Origin of the sequence: Desulfovibrio sp. UIB00, from assembly GCF_022508225.1 — a bacterium.
Classification (GTDB): Bacteria; Desulfobacterota; Desulfovibrionia; order Desulfovibrionales; family Desulfovibrionaceae; genus Desulfovibrio.
Genome location: NZ_JAETXJ010000004.1, coordinates 66,888 through 85,007, shown reverse-complemented (window position 1 = coordinate 85,007; position 18,120 = coordinate 66,888). Strand labels below are relative to the sequence as shown.

Sequence of the window (18,120 nt, the reverse complement as noted above, 5' to 3'; positions counted from 1 at the left end):
CGTTAGAAGGTGTATTTTACGCCAAAGTAAAACTGGCGGCCCAGGGCGTAGGTGCCCTGCGATGTGGCGGTGGTGCTGAGGTTGGACAGGTTTTTTCTGTCCAGCAGATTGAGCGCTTCCACTTCCAGCGTAAGGGTCTGATCCTTGTACTTGATGGCGTCAAAGCTCAGCTTGGCGTCCACGTTGAGGCTGTCTTCCTGATAGGCCGTTCTGTAGGACGAGAGGAGAAGGCCGGAAGGCCCGACCACACTGGTGGAGCCGGAATCGTTGTAAAGGCGTTTACCGCCCTGTTCCCAGCGCAACTGGCCCATGAGGCGCAGGCGGTCTTCCCAGAACTGGGCGCTGTGGGTGTAGGCAATAACCCAGGGAGAGTTGAAGTTGCTGGCAGGCATGTCGCCCTTTGGCGTGACCACGCCGTTGAGCAGCACAAAGTTTGGATCGCGGATAGTGGAATCCGTTTCATTGTAGGAATCGTTTGTCCAGTCCGTATAGTTGCCTTCTGTTTTGGACCATGTGGCGGAAAGCTCGCCCGTGTGCTTGCCCCAGTCGCCAAAATCAAAGGTGCGCTCGGCAGAAAGCGTGATGCCCTTGTAGTCGGTCTTGCCGTCGTTGGAATACTGGGAGTAGCCGATGCCGTTTTCCGTTACCAGTGCACCCTTGAGCTGATTGCGGTAGTCGCGTTTGACGTAGGTGGCCTTGAACAGGGTATCCCACACGTCAGCCGAGGCGCCCAAAGTGTATTCATCGTTGTACGGCGTTTTGAGGGACCCAAGACGGAACGCTCCTGGGGGCGCTTTTGGGCCTGCAACCCAGGGGGAGTTCCAGTTCGCACGTGTGAAGGTCTGCAAGAATGAGCTGCCGTGCAAGGCTTTTTCCATGACCTGAGTGCCGTAATAACGGTTATACCCGCCGAAAACATTAAACCGGTTGTCGTTAAGCAGGTCGATATTGACAAAAAAGCGCGGAGCCACATCGGTGTTTTCGGTCAGCGAATCGTAGGAAACGCGCGCACCAGGGCGGATAGTAAGCCGCTCAACCTTGATGGTGTCCTGTAAATAAAATGCCGGAGCAAACACGCTCTCGCGGCGCTCGAGGTCGTTGTAAACCTGCTTTGTCCTGGCAAACTGCTCGCCCGTTATGACGCCGTTGTCGTAGGAGCCGGATGCTCTGGCGTCCTTTTTGGCGCTGGTAAAAACCGTGTACCCGCCGCGTTCGCTCTCCAGCATGATTTTTTTGAGTTCAAAGCCGGTTTCCAGCTGATGGGTGAAGTACTTGGGGCCAACGGCCTTGAAGTCCATGCTGCTGGCCCAGCTCAGGGTAGTCTGCTGCTGGGTGTAGTTGCCGTAGCCGCCTTCCGTTGCCAGATTGTTGTTATAGGCCCAGCTTTTGGTGGAAGGGGTTATTAGCCAGACGTAATTGACATCTTTGCTGTTTTTGCGGTCGAGATTGTTTTTGCTGTAGGTGATATCGTTGCTCCAGCGTCCGATGGGGAAGTCGTAGTGGCTGTTGAGCATCATATCAACGCCGCCGCCGTTTACGCTGTATTCGCCGCCGTCCTTGAAGTTGGCGTTGAACAGGGTTGCCTTGTAGGGCGCGTAAATGGTGGTGAGGCTCAGATACAGCGGGCTGGTCTCCGGCGTGTTGATCTTGAAGAGGTAGTTTTCATTCAGTCGGCGTTCGGTCACGGAGCCATTGCCAGCCTTGAGCTTGAGCGGGATGATGGATGTTGTGTTGGTGTAGGCCATCATGACGCCAGGGCCGTTTTGCCACAGGGGACCTTCCAGCCGCAGCGAAGGATAATACTTGTAAAATTCCGGTTGGTAATTGTTGCCTGCAAGGGGTTGAGCGTTGCTGTCACTGTTGGTGTAGTGAAATTGCGTCAGGTTGCTGTCCGTATAGCGAAAGGCCGCCATGCCGCGCCATCTGTCCGAAGCGGCGTCGCGCAGCTTGGCGTCAATCACGCCGCCAAGAAAGTCGCCGTACTTGGCGGGCACGTTTTCCGTGTAAACCTTTACGGTGTCCAGCATGTCGGTGCTGAGCATGATGGACTGCGAATCGCCGGATGGGATGCCGCTATTGGCGGTGTGTTCATACCCGCCGGGGTTAATGAGATTGTTGTTGCCCAGACCGTTGATGATGAAGTTGTTTTCGTAGTGTTTTGCGCCACGAATGGAAATTTTGGGCGGTGTGATCTCGCCGCCGAGCATGCCGCTACGTGAGGACGAATCAAACTGCACGTTGGATTGCCCGCGCAACAGGTCATTGATGCTGTTGGTCGCCGATGGGGTCATGTCCATGGTGCGGCGGTCGATCAAAATTTCGCCGGGCTGTTCTGTTTGGCCGCGAACCTGTACCCCTTCCAGCCGGTGCACTTTCCCGGCTGGTTCGTCCGCAGCTGGGCCTTCTGCCGATTTGCCCTGCTGAGCTTGGGCGGGTGCGCCATTGCTGCGCAAAGCCTCCTCAATGGCTGCGTCATCTGGTGATTCCGATTCAACAGCAAGCGCCATGCGTGCTGAGGGGAGTTGCGCCAACGGTGCCGCAGCCAGCAGCATGAGCTGCACACAGAGCGCTTTTTTCTTAAAAAAAGAATGCAATTTCCTTTTCATCTTTAAGGCTACCTTTCTTCCTGTGACAGACAAACCGAAAGCCCGTGCGCCCTTAATGCTGGCGCACTGCCTTTCGCGCGCGTGAGCGCAGCATCAACCCGTGTATGTTAAGCGGCGCTGCCGCAATGACAGCGCTGGGGCAGCATTCGTGCCAGAGGGCCTGCAACCAGAAGCGTCAGCAGGGCAGGCAGACCAAAAACGAGTACAAGCAGAATTTCGGGGGCGCAGGTGCGCAGCAGTGTGCCGGATTCCATGCGTCTGTGGCTCTGCCGACTCCGTGCAGCAAGGAACAGGAGCAGGCCCAGCAGGTTTCCGCCCGCAGCCCAGAGCGGATATTCCGGCAGGGCGATCTTCAAACTGGTTCCGGCAATATGCGGTTCAAACTGCACTATAGTCAGCGGGCAGAGGAATGAAAGCCAGCGCTGCTGGTTTATCTGCCGTTCTACGACTGTCGCAGGCGGGCTGAGCAGCAGGTTGCGGATGATTTTAAGGTCGCCGTCTGCAGCGATCACAAGCACATCCTGCGCCAGGCGCGAGCCAAGAGTGTTCACGTTAAAGGTAGCGTCCAGCGGGGTGGCCCACACCGAAACATTCTGCACATCAGGCTGATACTGCAAGGGCAGACGCATTGGGGCCTGACCGCGCCTGTTTATGTACAGACCGGTTTCTGTGGCGATGGTGCCCAGCAGGTCGCTGTATTTGTTTTCGCGCACATCCACGCGCAGCGTTTTGCCGGGGATGACGTGCCCTGTGTTGCGACATTCGGGCTTGCCGCGCACCATAAGCAATTGAAGGAGCGTGCCCTTTGCATCCACAAGGAAGAGGCCTTCATCCAGACTTTTGAAGGGGTCGGCATTGCTGCCTGCTGCCTGAAGGGGAAACTGCGCTCCGGCGGCGAGCACGGCGGCGGTAAAGGCGGCTCCCTTGGCGGTGTTTTCCTTGCCGTCGGCGCAGTTCACAAAGCGCAGGCGGGTGTCGTCCAGCAGCAGGATGTCTGGCGGCAGGGAAAAGGACGCGGTTTCAGGCGCGGATTCCATAAGCACAAGAACGCGTGACTGCGGAAGCATGACCTCGCGCGGGGTCGCCCGCAGGCGCACGCCTTCCTGCGCATCACTGAAGGCGATGGCGCGCCCGTTGATGCTCATGGGGAACCCTCCCCATTTTTCCACATCGCGCGAAAACATGTAGGGCAGTGCCATGCGGCCATCGCGCTGGCTGATGCGGTTTCCTTCCTCGTCCCTGAACTGGAACACCGAAGGCCCGGTTTCAAAAATGATAAAGTCGTTTTTTACCGAACTGTATACAGCGCTTAGCTGAAGATAATCCGCCCGTGTGGCCCGCAGGTACAGTTGCGGAACAAACCATGCCAGAACAAAAATACCCAGAAACACTGGGGCAAGGCGAAGCCAGTAAATACGCATTATTCTCCCTCCTTAACCCGCAGGGCGGCAGCGGCCACAGCCGGAATCCAGGGCAGACAGGCGGCGGCGTAAAGCCATATGCTGTTGCTCATGGGCGCAAAGCCTCGCCCCCCTGTCAGCATGGTTACATAGGCGAATCCCGCCAGAGCAAAGCATATCTTGCGTTTGAACGAAGGGTCGGCAATGGCGGCGGCAGTGGCGCACCAGCTTGTGAGGCCAGCCAGCCCCCAGGGCAAAAGGGTTTTGAACATGGGTACGGAAAGCTCCGGCGGCAGGCCGTGGTGATTATTTATAAGGGCAAAGCCTGCGGACGCGGCGCAGAATACAAGCGTCATCAGGCCCAGACCGGTGACGGCCTGAACAGCAAGAGCCGGAATGGCGTTGACCGGAAGGTGGAAGAGCAGGCGCAGTCTTTTACCCACGCATTCAGGGGCCATCTGCACCGAGGCAAGCCAGATGCCGCCAAGAATGAAGGCCCACTGGAGAGAGCCAAAATAGATGCTCTCCTTGAATATCAGCCCGTTCCAAGTGTCCACGGCCCCATGCATGGAAAGCACGCCCTTGAACGTCAGATGGTAATCCGCAAGGGCCGCGCCAGCGAAAATAAAGGGGATGCACCAGAAATAGCGCAGTTTGATCCATTCCTTAAAAAACAGTGCCTTGATCATGTCCTTCCTGCTTTGCTGTATGCCGTATTGCTGCGCCGTTCAGGGCAGATTGCTGTTGGAAATGCCTAGTATCTGCCCGTAAGACCCACAAAAGCGTCTTCAAAGGTCATGGGAACAGGCTGGGGCGCGCCATCATGACAGGCCACCCCGCGTGCTTCAAGAAAACCGCGCATTTCATCCGGCTGGGCACGGCTGAACAGCATCAGCCTGTCTGCGCAACGCTCGACCCGCAGCAAAGGACCATCGTTATTGCGCAACTCGTCTGCGGCAGTGCAAAGCGGCAGGTCATAGCGCAAAAATGAACGCATGAAATCCGCCTGACGTTCTTTGGCCAGAACTGTTCCCTTGTGGATAACCACCAGCGAATCAAGCAGGTTTTCCAGTTCCTGCACCACGTGCGAGGTCAGTAAGACCGTGGTGCCGTATCGGCGCACATGATCCCGCAAAAAGTCGAGAAACAGCCGGCGGTAGCCCACATCAAGGCCAAGGGAATAGTCGTCAAGAATCATCAGTTCGGCCCGTTGCGCCAAAATGAGGCCCAGCGTGACCTGCGAGCGCTGCCCGCAGGAAAGCCTTGTGATGCGCCGGGTAAAGGGGATGTCCATGCGGCCTACCACATCATAATAGATGCCCTTGTCCCACTGTGGATAAAAGCAGGAATAGAAGCGTTCAATTTCGCCGATGGTCATGAAATTATACTGGATGAAACCTTCGTGCAGCAGGCCGATACGTGCGCGCACCTGCGGTGGTATGGCGTGGCTTGGGTGCCCCATGACCATGCACCGGCCTGAATCCGGCTGCATGAAGCCCATCAGGATGTTGATGCTGGTGCTTTTTCCCGCGCCGTTTTTACCCAGCAAGCCCACAATCTCGCCACGTGACACGCTGAAGTCCACACCGTGCAACACCTCTGTGCCGTGGTAGCTGTGGCGAAGAGCCTTGCATGAAATGAGTTCATCCATCACTTGCTCTCCTTGGCGGTATTGCTCTGGTCGACGCTGGTTTGGGGATGCGCTGCAACTGTCCACATGGCGGAGGGAGCTGCAAGAAGGTCTTTCAGGGCTTCTGCTACCGCTTCTTTTGTGCAGTTTTGCAGGTTGCTCTCTGTTGTTTTGCTCCATTCAAGATAGGGGTAGCCTGTAGCCAGTTCCGTCAGCAGCATGCGTTGCCAGTACTGGGTGCTGCTGCGGCTGGTCTGAACCTGGGTGAGCATGGGCAGGCGCAGTCTGTCCAGTTCCTGCTGGCTTACCTTCCAGGGGGCGAGAGTTCCAAGATATTCCGTAACCTGCCCCATCTGTTCCCGGTTGGTGTGTACATCGATCTGGAGCAGGGAATAGCCGCCCTCATTGGGCATGGTGCGGTAAAAGGCGCTGGGGCTGTAGCTTGCGCCCATGCGCTCCCGCAGATCGCGGCGCAGTTTGTCGCGCAGCAGCGCTGACGCAAGCTGCCGGGCAGCCAGAACCTCCCTGTTGCCCTGCGGTGCGAAATCAAGACGCCATGCCTTGCGGACAACTGCCTGATCTACAGAATCCGGAACCTGAATGCTCGCGGATTTACCAGCAGGAAATTCCAGCGGGGCGGGGTTTTCTTCTACAGCCGCAGGCTGGGTTGTGATGTGGCTGAAGTAGCGTTTTGCTAGTGAAATAGATGTGTTGGGGTCGATATCACCGCTGATGATTACACGCACAGGCTCTTTTTTGCGGCTGGCGGCGATAAAACCGCGCACATCGTCAATGCCAAGGCTGGCCGCTTCCTCGGGCCTGAGGGGCTGATATCTGCGCGCATTGCCGTAAAAAAAGGCCTGCCCTGCTATTTTTGAAACTTCTTCAACTGTTTCAGTCTGTTTGCGGTTTTGAGCCTCAAGCTTGCGCAGGGCGCGCTGGAGGCCGTCAGTCTCAGGCTGCGGATCACTGAATTGCGTCCATACCGCCTGCACCAGCAGCTCAAGCTGCCGGGAGTCACCTTCAACGCTGATGATTGCGTTGTTGGGGCCGTGCACCTCGCCGACCCTGCCGCCCATGCGCTCTGCCAGCTTTTGCGTTTCAAGGCGCGAGAGCGCGCCAAGGCCGCTTTCTGCCAGAGTTGCGTTGGCTGTTTGGGCAAGGGTGATGACGCTGTCGGGCAAGTTGGCGTATCCCTTGCCAAAGAGAAGCTGCACCGAGGCCTTGTTGGGTTCAAAATTCAGCGGCAGTACGTAGCACTCAACGGCATCGCTCAGGCGAGTCTGGAGGAGGGTTACGGCTGGGTTGCCCGGCAGGGAGAGATCGCGGCTGGCTATGGGCGCAACTGTGGGGGCCGCAGTTGCCGATGCCGCCGGCGGAAGTTCAAGGTAGGGGAATGCAATGGATTTTGTCGGCGCTGTGGGCGCTTGCTGCGCAGCAAGGCCCTCTTGCCATGCGGCGAGGATGACGGCTGCATCGGGTGGCGTGGCGCTGCCTACGGCAAGGAAGACATCTTCCATTGCCAGCATGGAGCGGAGCGCAGCATTAACCGTATCTTCCGTGATGGAGGGCCGCAACTGGCGGAAGAGGTCCAGATCAAAGGCGGGCGCGGTTTGGACGTAGTCCGCATTGGCGGTGCGCACAAACTGATCTGCCACATCGGCATTGCTCATGCCCGGGCGCTGTTCCTTGAAGCGTGAAATTCTTTTTTCTGCAAAATCAAGTGCCTGAGATATTTCCTGCCGGGTGAACCCGTGCGTTGCCGCCCGCTTCAGCTCTTGCGCCAGGGCAGGCAGCGCCTGTTGCCAGCCGCCGGAGTGCGTTGTCAGGCCGATGGCGGCAGAAGGAGTAAGGCCCTGCCGCCAGTTGGCGGCAAAGCGCGCGTTGTTCCAGAGATTGTCGCGCTGGTCGCGCTCCAGCAGGCGACGTTGCATGCAGTAGCCAAGCACAGAATCCACAAGCTGGTTTTGCTGATTCTGGCGCGTATCACGTTGGTGCATGCGCGGAAAGCGCATAATTACGGAAATTTCCTCGCCGCTGATTGCTCGTTGCTCCCCTTGCGCCTGGATGCCGCCAAGCCGCGCCTCGCCCCAGAACGGGGGAAGCGGCGCCGGGCCGGGGTTCACCATATCTGCAAAGCTGTTTTTCACAAGCTGGCTGACTTGAGCGGCAGTGACGGAACCCGCAATGACCAGAATCATGCGTTCCGGGTGGTACCATTTGCGGTAAAAGGCCTTCAGGCGCTCGGAGGTTGCCCCCCGGATGCAGTCTTCCGTGCCGATGGGCTGGTTCACAAAGGCTGTGCCCGCATAGAGCTGGGCCGTGCGCTGGCGTTTGCTTGCCATGGCTTCGCTGTCGCGCACATTTTTTTCTGCCAAAATAACGCCCAGCTCCTTGGCGACTTCTTGCGGGGCAAACTGGATGCCATCCGCAAAGTCGCGCAGAATTTTCATCCCCATGGCAAGCGTGCTGGTGTCGCAGGATGTGAGGTTGAGCTTGAAGACGGTTTCTGCCCATGCTGTATGGGCATTGGTGTCGCCGCCAAAACTCATGCCGTGGCGCTGGAAAAAGGGAATGAGCGAGCCGGGCGCAAAATTGCGCGTTCCGTTAAACGCCATATGCTCAATGTAGTGGGCATATCCTAACTCACTGGGCGTTTCCATCAGCGAACCGGCCTGAACATTCAGATACATGGAAACGCGACCATCTGGCTTGGCATTAGGGATGACCGCATAACGGAATCCGTTGGGCAGCCGCCCAAAGGTGATGGCAGGGTCTGGTGGCAGATCAGAATGCTCGTGCGCCCATTTGCCGTCATACCAGAACGCTTCCTTGGGGCCGCTTGCAAGGGAATTTTTTGCAAATGATGTGGAAGTTAAAGCTGTTAAGATCATGCACAATGCAAGGATTGATTCGGTCAAAAATATGGGCATGTCTTCAAATCCCCATGTTTGAGTGCTTGGAGTAATGAACGTTGGTATCTGGAAATGAAATTGAATTTCTTTTGACTTAGCTAAGTAGTCTGAAATCCAAATAGTGTCAATTATAATGAGATGTTATTTGTAAAACGTTACAATTAATGAAAAATATCAGAAATTCTGCTTGGTTGCATTTCTTGGTGCTGCTTACTAACTAGCTAAATTAAAATAACTTTTATAAAGATATTTACTGTGGGCAACAAAAGGAGGGGAGTCCCCTTTGAAATTCGGAAGGCGCAGAGATGCGGCGGTGCCCGTTGAAGAGGGGCAGGTTGCGTTGGAGGCGGTGAGGGGGGGCGTGTGTGGCGGATTATTTGTGGTTGCTAGTAGCTTTGCGCATAAAAAAAGGAGGAGTTGTGTTCCTCCTCCTTGCCTGTTTAGGGCTAATTGGCTGTACCGCCTTACCTGGCATCAATCTTGAAACTGCTGGCAGCGCAACACTGATAGCATCCACAGAAAATGTGTCTGATCTGCCAAAAACTACTGCACACTCTCGCAATTTATTAATAAGTCTGCATTAATACAATAAATACATAATAACGCAAGGCATGCAGTGTGTCATGCATGATTCAGTTTATTGTCTGTTTTTTGCAGACTCCCCCAAAATGGGAGCACCACAGATTATCAGGATGCAACGTATGAATTCCACAGCCTGATAGCAGCAGATTCGCTGACAGACCACTGCAAGGGGCAGTTTCCGCATTCGCAGACAAGCCGATATATGTCGTTGATTCTGCCTTCGGGTCTGGATACTTCGACCTTTGGGGCCTTTCCACATTTGATACAGGGATGAATGACAGGAAGGTTTTCTTTGTTCATGCGGGCAACATAATCTTCTTATTGCCAGTAGTCAAAAGGGATTAACCATGGATGCCTGCCCAGCAAATGGAAGCCGGGGGCAGCGTTCTGCAAATTTTGCAAGGTCTGGCGGCATTGCTGGGCAGATAGTCGCAGGTTGGCAAAAAAAGAAGGCCGTGAAAATCACGGCCTTCCTGCATTTTAAATGCTTGCTGGGCTTACCAGCGGCGGGCGGCGGGCTTTTTGGGCTCAGCCTTGTTCACGCGCAGGGCGCGACCGTCAACTTCTTTGCCGTCAAGAGCGGAAATGGCGTTGATGGCGCTGCTTTCGTCCATTTCGACAAAACCGAAGCCACGGGCGCGGCCGGTTTCGCGATCAGAAATCAGGTTGACGGAAAGAACATCGCCATAGGGCTTGAAGAGAGCTTCAACGCCGTCCTGGGTAGCAGACCAAGACAAATTACCGACATAAATAGAAGTAGCCATGTGAGACTCCAAGGGGTTAAGGGGAGGTAGACTTTCTGCTTGAAGCCTTACCCATGTAAAGTCTCTGGCGAAAAATTTACTATACCCAATCAGTGATGTGGCAACATAGGGCGGGGTGCAGAAAATGTCAATCAATGTTATTTTAAAATAAGTACCGTGACGATAGAAAATTACAAATTTTATAGAACTATTATCAGGCCGAACAGTGGGATACCAATGAAAAAAATATTTTTCATTATTCATTTAGACACCATGATTTTATGTTGATATGATAGTTGATTGATATTGAAAAATTGGAGTATGTATGAATTATAAATTACGGCTTGTCGCAAATGTTCTTACAAGCAAGGAAGAAAAAGTTTTTACATTTCATGATGGGCAGAGAATGTCCATCGAACCCGTGGGCGATGGTAAGACAGTGAATATCACCCTGGGTGAAGCTGAGACGTACAAGACTAAAGGTGCCGATGCTTTTTTGAAAAGGGCGGAAAAAATACTCAAGCAGCGGGCACAAAGTGAGTCTGAGGAGTCCTCAGAGAATCATGACGATATATTCAAGATTCTTTCCCTGTATGAGGGCTGCGGCCAACGCCGCAGGTGATCTGCTGCTGAAAATTGCCAAGGTGCAGATAGTGTAATTCAATTTTTTATTACGCTTCTTTTGTGGTAAAAAACTGGCCCTGCCTCTTAAGGTATAGCCAGTTTTTTACGTTCAGGTGCTGAAGTTGTCTTGAGCAGAGCTTGCCACAGAGGTATGGCGCACACGATGGCTTTGGGGGACTGCCGATTGAAATTTAAAAGTATAGACTAAATGTTAATTGATCTATAATTGAATATGTCTTAATGCTATGTGCAAGGGAAGGTTATGAGAAATAAATTTTTGGAGGAAATATGTTTAAGCGGATTGCTCTTGCTGTTGCCCTGACTCTGGCACTTTCGGTTCCTGCTCTGGCGGAAAATTCTGGATTTTATGTGGGCTTGAAGTTCCTTGACTCCATCCAGAGCACTGGTTCCATGTCCAGAAGCGGTGCAGTTGTTAACGCCTTTGACGTCAAGAACTACTCGCAAAACACTGTGGGCGGCGGCATATATGCTGGCTATGACTTTTATTCCCTCAATCAGGTTCCCTTGCGCGCGGAAATTGAATACGATATTCGCACCAACTCGACCACCAGCTGGGAACTCAAAAATGGTGGCAATGCTGCTGACCTCAAAGGCACCTGGGGTCTTCAGACCCTCTTCCTTAACGCGTATTGGGATTTCCACAATAGCACGGCCTTCACACCCTATGTTGGCGCGGGCCTTGGCATGGGCTTTCTCAAGAGCAAGTACGAGATTGAAATCCCCGGCGTGGGAAGCGAAAGCACCACCAATCTGAACACGGTTTTCGCATGGAATGCCGGCGCTGGCGTTTCCTACGCTTTTACCGACAACATTTCTGCTGATCTTGCCTATCGCTTTGTGGGCCTGGGGTACTCGGAAACTGAAAAGACCATTCTGGGCGAAAAGCAGAAGCTTGGCATGGCTCCTTATGCCAACGAGTTCAGCCTCGGCCTGCGCTACACATTTTAAGCACATTACTTCATGACTACCTCCCTTCCTGTGGCCGTCCTGTGTGGCGGCCATTTTTTGTGTGCGAGGGGGCGCAGGGATGGCATTCCGGATGCGAGCGCGCCTGTTTACTGGCGCTCGTTGAGTGGCTGGCATCTGTCTTTGGCAAGGACTTGCAGGTTGTGCAGCTTGCCCTAGACATGAGTTGTTCGGTCATCGCTGAAAGAGAGCAGACAGAGGAGCTTCTGGGGCAGGGGGAGCAATTTTCGAATCGGTCACAAATAGAATCGCGGAGACTTATGGCTCGCCAAAAGAAAAAGGGGTTACTGTTTTTCAGTAACCCCTTGAAATCTGGCGGAGAGGGGGAGATTCGAACTCCCGGTACGCTGTTAACGTACACACGATTTCCAATCGTGCTCCTTAGACCAGCTCGGACACCTCTCCATTCGGTGTTGTGCACCGCTCAAAGCCGAATACCTATATAGCAGGCATTTAGGAATTGCAAGAGAAAAAATTGAATCAGGGCAGTTTGTTGCAAAAAAAGTTGCCGTGAGGCAGCAATCGGCCCAATGCGGTGCCCCTTCCTATGTCGCCACACGGCGTCTGTTCTGACAAGGCCACAGCACAGCCAAGCCCCAGAGCAAAGGCCACAGACCAAAGTCCCACAGCCCCCCCAAAGAGGCAAGGCCCACCCGGAATCCCAGGTGGGCCTTGCATGATATATCAAACAGGGCTGCTTGCCGATTGGCCTTGGCTAATCGTCTTTGCGGTCCTTGTTTTTTGTCTCGTCATCTTTGCGCTTTTTCTTGGTGATCTGCGCGGCGCGATAAAAAGCCCACAGGCCAAACATCGCCATAACGGTAATGCCCACAGCGTTGAGTGTCAGGATGTCCATTATCTGATCCTTCTGACGGCATCAGACTGCTGAGGCCGCGCCATTGCGCAAGCGCGCGTTCAGTTGTGGTCTTGCCCGCAGGGGGTTAGCCCATGACACCTATGGTGCTGAAGCCGCTGTCCACATAGATGACCTGGCCCGTCACAGCGTGGGCAAGATCAGATGCGAGGTACAGGGCCGTGCCGCCCACGTCGCCTGTGGTGACGTTGCGGTGCAGCGGGGCGTTGCGGTCAACAATGTTGCACAGATCCTTCATGCTGGAAACAGCAGAAGCGGCAAGGGTCTTGATTGGGCCAGCGCTGATGGCGTTGACGCGGATGCCCTTGGTGCCGAAGTCGCAGGCAAGGTAGCGCACGGAGGCTTCAAGAGCTGCCTTGGCAACACCCATGACGTTGTAGCCGGGGATGACCTTGGTGGAACCGTGATAGGTCATGGTCATGACGGAAGAACCCTCGTGCAGCAGGGGTTCAAATGCACGGCAGACACCGGTGAGCGAGTAGGCAGAAACGTCCAGGGCAAGGCGGAAGCCCTCGCGGGAGGTGTCCACAAAGCGGCCACCCAGATCTTCACGATTTGCAAAGGCCACAGAATGCACAAGAATGTCCAGATCGCCCCACTTCTCTTTGACAAGGTCGGCGGCGGCCTGAATCTGCGCGTCATCGCATACATCACACTGGAAGGTGAATTCACCGCCAAGCTCTTCGCTCAGGGGATCAACTCGTTTTTTGATGGCATCGCCCACATAGTTGAACGCCAGTCGGGCGCCTTGTTCCTTAAGGGCATTGGCAATGCCATAAGCGATACTTCTATTATTGGCCAAACCCAGTATAAGAGCTTTCTTTCCTTGCAGCAGCATGGATCCTCCTGAAAAAACAATGCAAGCCGAACGAGTCAGCACTAAAGTGTATCAAAACAGCGGCAGCGCGCGCCTGGGCGAAAAAAGCCGCACAATATACGCGGCGCTGTCGGACAGTGGACGGCAGGTCGATGGTACAGCGTCGGCGCTTTTGTGAAAAAAATGCCTAGGCTGCCACGCCAAAGGCGCGCCCGGCACTGTTGTACCGGACGCGCTCAATTTTTTTACTTTGTAAGGATGTCGTAAGCTTCCTGGTAGCGATTCGCCGTGGCCTTGATGATTTCTTCCGGCAGGGCGGGCGGCGGGGGCTGCTTGTTCCAGGGCTGTTTTTCCAGCCAGTCGCGCAGGTACTGCTTGTCAAAGCTGGGCTGACCCTGACCGGGCTGATACTGGTCAGCGGGCCAGAAGCGGGAAGAATCGGGCGTGAGCACTTCGTCAATGAGGTGCAGCTTGCCGTCAATAAAGCCGAATTCAAACTTGGTGTCGGCCACGATGATGCCGCGCCCGGCGGCATAGGTACGCCCGGCCTCGTAAATGGCAAGCGTGGTGCGTTCAACCTGGGCGGCGGTTTCCGCGCCGAGCAGTTCCGCAGCCTGGGCCACGCTGATGTTTTCATCGTGCTGGCCCAGTTCGGCCTTGGTGGAGGGCGTAAACAGCGCAGGTTCCAGCTTGTCTGATTCGCGCAGGTTGGCGGGCAGCTTGTAGCCGCACAGGGTGCCGGTGGCCTTGTAATCTTTCCAGCCGGAGCCGGTGATGTAGCCGCGCACAATGCATTCCACAGGCAGGGGCTTGGCCTTGCGCACGATGACGGCGCGGCCTTCAAGTTCGTCCTTCCAGGGTGCCAGAGCGGCGGGGAAGCGGTTCACATCGCTTTCAATCAAGTGATTGGGGATGATGTCCTTGAACTTTTCCATCCAGAACAGGGTGATCTGGTTAAGAATCACGCCTTTGTAGGGGATGGGTTCGTTCATGATCACGTCAAAGGCCGACATGCGGTCAGTGGTGACAATGAGTAGTGTTTTTTCGTCCACATCATAGATGTCGCGCACTTTCCCGCGAGAAAGAAGGGGATAGGCGCTGATCTCGGTTTTTACCACGACTTTCATGATGGCTCCTGATTCCTCTGGCTCTTGCTATTTCTTCCCGCGCACTTCAACGGAGCGGGCGTGGGCTTCCAGGCCTTCCAGCCGGGCAAGGGCGGCTATGGACTGCATGTTCTGCTGTAAAAAGGTTGAAGAAGCGGCCACGATGCTGGTCTTTTTGCAGAAGGTCTGCACCGAAAGGGCCGATGAAAAACGCGCCGTTCCCAGTGTGGGGAGCACATGGTTGGGCCCGGCAAAATAGTCGCCCACAGGTTCAGGGCTGTGCTGACCCATGAACACGGCCCCGGCATGGCGAATAAAGGGCAATACGGCCCAGGGGTCGCGGGTGCACAGTTCAAGGTGCTCCGGGGCTACCATGTTGGCAACCGCCACAGCTACGGAAAGATTGGGCGTAACCACAATGGCGCTCCAGTCTTCCAGCGCGCGGGCGGCGGTGGTGGCTCTGGGCAGGGCGGCGCACTGCTTTTTCAGCTCCTGCTGGAGGGCATCGGCCAGGCGGGCATCGTCCGTGATGCAGATAGCCGAGGCCAAAGCATCGTGCTCCGCCTGCGAAAGCATATCCGCTGCAAGCCATGCGGGATTGGCGGAAGAATCGGCCAGCACGAGCACTTCGCTTGGCCCGGCGATCATATCAATGCCCACAGTGCCCTGCACAAAGCGCTTGGCAGTGGTGACAAAAATATTGCCCGGCCCGGCAATAACATCCACAGGCTTAATGGTTTGTGTGCCGTAGGCCATGGCCGCAATGGACCATGCCCCGCCAACGCGGTAAACTTCATCAATATCAAGTAGATGCGCAGCGGCAAGAATGTGGGGATTAACCGTGCCATCCTTGCGGGGCGGCGTAAATACCGCCAGACGCGGCACGCCGGCCACCTGGGCGGGTATGGCGCTCATGAGCAGGCTGGAAACAAGGGGCGTATTGCCGCCCTGGCCGCCGGGAACATACAGGCCGCCCGCGTCAACAGATGTAACCTGCTGGCCGAGAATGCTGCCGTCCGGGCGGGTGAGAAACCACGATTTCTCAACCTGCGCTTCGTGGAAAGAACGTATATTGGACGCAGCCTCGCCGATGATTTCGCGGCTTTCAATGGTGACGGAGGCTGCCGCCTTGGCGATTTCCTGCTCGCTCACGCGTAGGGGCGGGGCAAAGTCAGGGCAGTCAAAATTGCGCGTGTACTCCACAAGGGCGTCGTCGCCCTTTTGCCGCACAGCGTTGATAATGTCGGTTACGGCGCTTTCCACCCCGTTGCCAGGGTTGTGCCGCCCTTGCAGCCACTGGGCCAGCGCGGGCCATTCCTGTTCATGTTGCAGCGTCAAAATTCGGCATGTCATAGTGCTGTTCCTCTTCTGGTTCGCGCAATATACAGAAGCCGCCGCAGAATGTCGAGGCGCAGATGTCTGCCAACGGGTGCAAGTGCTGGAGCCGTAGAGGGCGGAACAAAACTTTTTGCAGTGACGGCAGCGCCTTGACAGGGTGGACAAGCATACTTACTTAACGGAAAGCATCGTGACCCCGCCGGGGTCGATTCAGGAGGAAGCATGCAGCGTCATAAAATGAACCACTCATTCGGACAGCAGGGCAGTCAGCAGGGCGGCCAGGCGGATAACCGGGCAGAATGCCAGCCCGAAAGACCGGAAGATGGTTTTCTTGAAGAAGAAGGTGTTCTGTTCGGTCAAAATGCGGGTAAAAATCCCGCTGCCGATTCCGCGCAGGAGGCTGATACTGCCCCGTCAGACAAGGCGGCTTCAGCCGAAAGCCTTGAAGAACGTTGCAAGGCGGAGCTGACAGAAATGCGCCTGCGCAATGCCGCAGAAATGGACAATTTCAAGAAGCGCCTCACGCGCGAGCATGAAGAGCAGATGCGCTACGCTGCTGAAAAGGTCTTGGGTGATCTGCTGCCTACGCTCGACAACCTTGATCTGGCCCTGCGTTACGGCAGCAAGAGCGAAGCCTGCAAGGACATGTTGCAGGGCGTGGCCATGACCCACAAGCTGTTGCTTGATGCGGTGGAAAAACACGGCCTCAAGCCCCTGGGCGAGGAAGGCGAGGAATTTGATCCCAACGTGCATGAAGCAGTGGGTTTTGAAGACCGCCCCGATTTTGCCCCCAACTCTGTTGCACGTGTGTTGCAACGGGGTTTCAAACTGGGCGAACGCTTGCTCCGCCCCGCCAAGGTGATGGTAAAGCAGTAAATTTTTTGTGCGCGTCTTTTGGGCCCGGCGGCTTCGGCTGCCGGGCTTTTCTGTTTTTTGCGCTGGTTATGCCGTGCCCAGAAAATGAGCGGCTTCAGCAATGATCTGGCGTAATTGTGATGCCGTTTTGGGTTCGTCATCCTCCTGGGCACTGTCTTCCGGGCCGTAATCACCACCCATTTGCAGCGCCAGGCCCAAGCGTAGTTCCAGCAGTTCCCCTTCCGCCAGCGGGCAAAAGACAACACCTCTTCGCCCAATGGCGGAAAATGAACGAGGCAGCATCCCCATACCATCCCCTTGGGCAATGCGGGCCAGCAGCACATCATGCTCTTCTGGTTCTTCCAGATAAACAGGTGCAAAGCCCATATGGGTGAAAATACCGCGCATATGGTCAAAGTACGCGGGGTTGTTCTCTCGTCGAAACCAGAAAAGAGGTCTGCCGTTCAGATTTTGCAGGCGTATCGGCTCCTGACTGTCATGATGCAGGCCTGCAAGCCATGCTGCGGGCAAAGCTGCCAGCAGAGGCTCTGCATACGGCAGCGGGCTTACGCGCACTCCCGGAACCTCAAGCGGCAGGGCCACCAGTGCCGCATTCAGTCTGCCCCGGCTAATACCGCGCGCCAGTTGGGGCGAGGGCTGGCGTACATAGCGCAGCGGATTATCTCTGAGAGTATCAAGCTTTTTCATGAAGCCTGAAAAAATGCCCTGTTCAAAAGCTGTTGTCAGACCGATTGACAAGGGCGCTTCTGATCCATTCCCGCCATGTCCGAGCCTCCGCAAAAGCAGCCTTGCGGCGTCCTGTGCTTCCAGTACCGGGCGGGCAATGCGCAGCACTTCCAGCCCTGCCTTTGTGAGTGTCAGCCCTCGGCTGTGGCGCTCAAACAGCGTGATGCCCAGCATTTCTTCCAGATGCCGCATATGGCGGCTCAGGGGCGGCTGGGTCATATACAGCTTGTCAGCTGCGCGGCGAAGGCTGCCTTCTTCTGCAACTACAGAAAAATAGCGCAGCAGCCGCCAATCGGGGATGTCAAAAAGATCGTTAGCCATGCTTTAAAGGTATCACCAAAAAGGCAAGAGGCAAAGCGCGGGCATGGGCATAAAAGTCTGATCAGGGCCACAGCATTGAGCCAGGCCATTACACAGGAGAATGTCATGCAGACTGATCGTTATGCCACAGGGCTTGCCATGCTGGAACAGGTTGACGGACGCGGCGGGGAAGAAGTGCTGGAAAGCGTGCGGGCCATTTGCCCAGATTTTGCGCAATACCTTGTGGAATTTCCGTTCGGGGATATCTATTCAAGGCCAGGGCTGGATTTGAAAAAGCGGGAGATTGCCGTTGTGGCGGCCCTGACAGCAATGGGCAACGCGGTTCCGCAACTGCGCGTACATATTGCGGCTGCCCTGCATGTGGGCTGCACCCGTCAGGAAATACTGGAAGTCATTATGCAGATGGCCGTGTACGCTGGGTTTCCCGCCGCGCTGAACGGCCTGTTTGCCGCCAGGGATGTTTTTGACGGGCAGGCTGGGCAGAAAGTGTAGGCTGGTGCGGCGGTTGCTGTTGGCAGCCGCTGCGTCAGAACAGGGAGAAATGTCGGGCAGAAGCAGAAGATCGCCATTACGCG

Annotated in this window: 16 protein-coding genes and 1 tRNA gene; 5 read left to right on the top strand and 12 right to left on the bottom strand. The window is 55.4% G+C overall.

What is annotated here, in order from left to right:
* Window positions 1-2: 2 nt before the first annotated feature.
* The 6 genes from JMF94_RS08230 to JMF94_RS08205 form a co-directional block, all read right to left on the bottom strand.
* Window positions 3-2,507, bottom strand: coding sequence for a TonB-dependent receptor plug domain-containing protein (locus JMF94_RS08230; RefSeq protein ID WP_240824650.1), 2,505 nt, complete (start codon window positions 2,505-2,507; stop codon window positions 3-5).
* 206 nt (window positions 2,508-2,713) lie between these two features.
* Complete coding sequence (locus JMF94_RS08225) at window positions 2,714-4,027, bottom strand: DUF4857 domain-containing protein (RefSeq protein ID WP_240824649.1); 1,314 nt, start codon at window positions 4,025-4,027, stop codon at window positions 2,714-2,716.
* Window positions 4,027-4,695, bottom strand: coding sequence for a hypothetical protein (locus JMF94_RS08220; RefSeq protein ID WP_240824648.1), 669 nt, complete (start codon window positions 4,693-4,695; stop codon window positions 4,027-4,029). Before JMF94_RS08220 ends, JMF94_RS08225 begins: the two co-directional genes overlap by 1 nt.
* Before the next feature lie 65 nt (window positions 4,696-4,760).
* Complete coding sequence (locus tag JMF94_RS08215; RefSeq protein ID WP_240824647.1) at window positions 4,761-5,657, bottom strand: ABC transporter ATP-binding protein; 897 nt, start codon at window positions 5,655-5,657, stop codon at window positions 4,761-4,763.
* Window positions 5,657-8,530 carry an insulinase family protein gene (locus JMF94_RS08210; protein ID WP_240824646.1) on the bottom strand — a complete coding sequence of 958 codons (2,874 nt, stop codon included), beginning with the start codon at window positions 8,528-8,530 and terminating at the stop codon, window positions 5,657-5,659. The genes JMF94_RS08215 and JMF94_RS08210 overlap by 1 nt, the downstream gene beginning before the upstream one ends.
* A 1,100-nt stretch (window positions 8,531-9,630) precedes the next feature.
* The gene (locus JMF94_RS08205; protein ID WP_022658563.1) at window positions 9,631-9,897 is read right to left on the bottom strand and encodes an RNA-binding protein; all 267 of its coding nucleotides are present in this window, start codon (window positions 9,895-9,897) and stop codon (window positions 9,631-9,633) included.
* 304 nt (window positions 9,898-10,201) lie between these two features.
* Here JMF94_RS08205 and JMF94_RS08200 point away from each other — a divergent pair, with 304 nt between their 5' ends.
* Complete coding sequence (locus JMF94_RS08200; protein ID WP_240824645.1) at window positions 10,202-10,498, top strand: hypothetical protein; 297 nt, start codon at window positions 10,202-10,204, stop codon at window positions 10,496-10,498.
* Window positions 10,499-10,788: 290 nt separating this feature from the next.
* Entirely contained in the window at window positions 10,789-11,469 is a 681-nt protein-coding gene (locus JMF94_RS08195) for an outer membrane beta-barrel protein (RefSeq protein ID WP_240824644.1), read from the top strand.
* 331 nt (window positions 11,470-11,800) lie between these two features.
* On the opposite strand, the gene JMF94_RS08190 is transcribed toward JMF94_RS08195, so the two are convergent.
* From JMF94_RS08190 to JMF94_RS08180, 3 genes are all read right to left on the bottom strand, one after another.
* A tRNA-Ser gene (locus tag JMF94_RS08190) sits at window positions 11,801-11,892 on the bottom strand.
* 310 nt (window positions 11,893-12,202) lie between these two features.
* A complete protein-coding gene (locus JMF94_RS08185; protein WP_240824643.1) occupies window positions 12,203-12,343 on the bottom strand; it encodes a hypothetical protein in 141 nt (46 codons plus the stop codon).
* 85 nt (window positions 12,344-12,428) lie between these two features.
* The gene (locus JMF94_RS08180) at window positions 12,429-13,199 is read right to left on the bottom strand and encodes an enoyl-ACP reductase (RefSeq protein ID WP_240824642.1); all 771 of its coding nucleotides are present in this window, start codon (window positions 13,197-13,199) and stop codon (window positions 12,429-12,431) included.
* On the opposite strand from JMF94_RS08180, the gene JMF94_RS08175 reads away from it, so the two are divergent.
* Window positions 13,198-13,356, top strand: a complete 159-nt coding sequence (locus JMF94_RS08175) for a hypothetical protein (protein WP_240824641.1) — start codon at window positions 13,198-13,200, stop codon at window positions 13,354-13,356. The genes JMF94_RS08180 and JMF94_RS08175 overlap by 2 nt on opposite strands.
* Before the next feature lie 67 nt (window positions 13,357-13,423).
* Here JMF94_RS08175 and JMF94_RS08170 read toward each other — a convergent pair whose 3' ends face one another.
* Together JMF94_RS08170 and hisD are read right to left on the bottom strand one after the other, a co-directional pair.
* Window positions 13,424-14,305 carry a phosphoribosylaminoimidazolesuccinocarboxamide synthase gene (locus JMF94_RS08170; protein WP_192111476.1) on the bottom strand — a complete coding sequence of 294 codons (882 nt, stop codon included), beginning with the start codon at window positions 14,303-14,305 and terminating at the stop codon, window positions 13,424-13,426.
* A 27-nt stretch (window positions 14,306-14,332) separates the two neighbouring features.
* A complete protein-coding gene (hisD, locus tag JMF94_RS08165; RefSeq protein WP_240824640.1) occupies window positions 14,333-15,637 on the bottom strand; it encodes a histidinol dehydrogenase in 1,305 nt (434 codons plus the stop codon).
* 207 nt (window positions 15,638-15,844) lie between these two features.
* On the opposite strand from hisD, the gene grpE reads away from it, so the two are divergent.
* On the top strand, window positions 15,845-16,498 hold the full coding sequence (grpE, locus tag JMF94_RS08160) for a nucleotide exchange factor GrpE (protein ID WP_240824639.1): 654 nt from the start codon (window positions 15,845-15,847) through the stop codon (window positions 16,496-16,498).
* A 66-nt stretch (window positions 16,499-16,564) separates the two neighbouring features.
* Here grpE and JMF94_RS08155 read toward each other — a convergent pair whose 3' ends face one another.
* Window positions 16,565-17,545, bottom strand: coding sequence for a LysR family transcriptional regulator (locus JMF94_RS08155; RefSeq protein WP_240824638.1), 981 nt, complete (start codon window positions 17,543-17,545; stop codon window positions 16,565-16,567).
* A 105-nt stretch (window positions 17,546-17,650) separates the two neighbouring features.
* On the opposite strand from JMF94_RS08155, the gene JMF94_RS08150 reads away from it, so the two are divergent.
* On the top strand, window positions 17,651-18,037 hold the full coding sequence (locus JMF94_RS08150) for a carboxymuconolactone decarboxylase family protein (RefSeq protein ID WP_240824637.1): 387 nt from the start codon (window positions 17,651-17,653) through the stop codon (window positions 18,035-18,037).
* The last annotated feature ends 83 nt before the right edge of the window (window positions 18,038-18,120 follow it).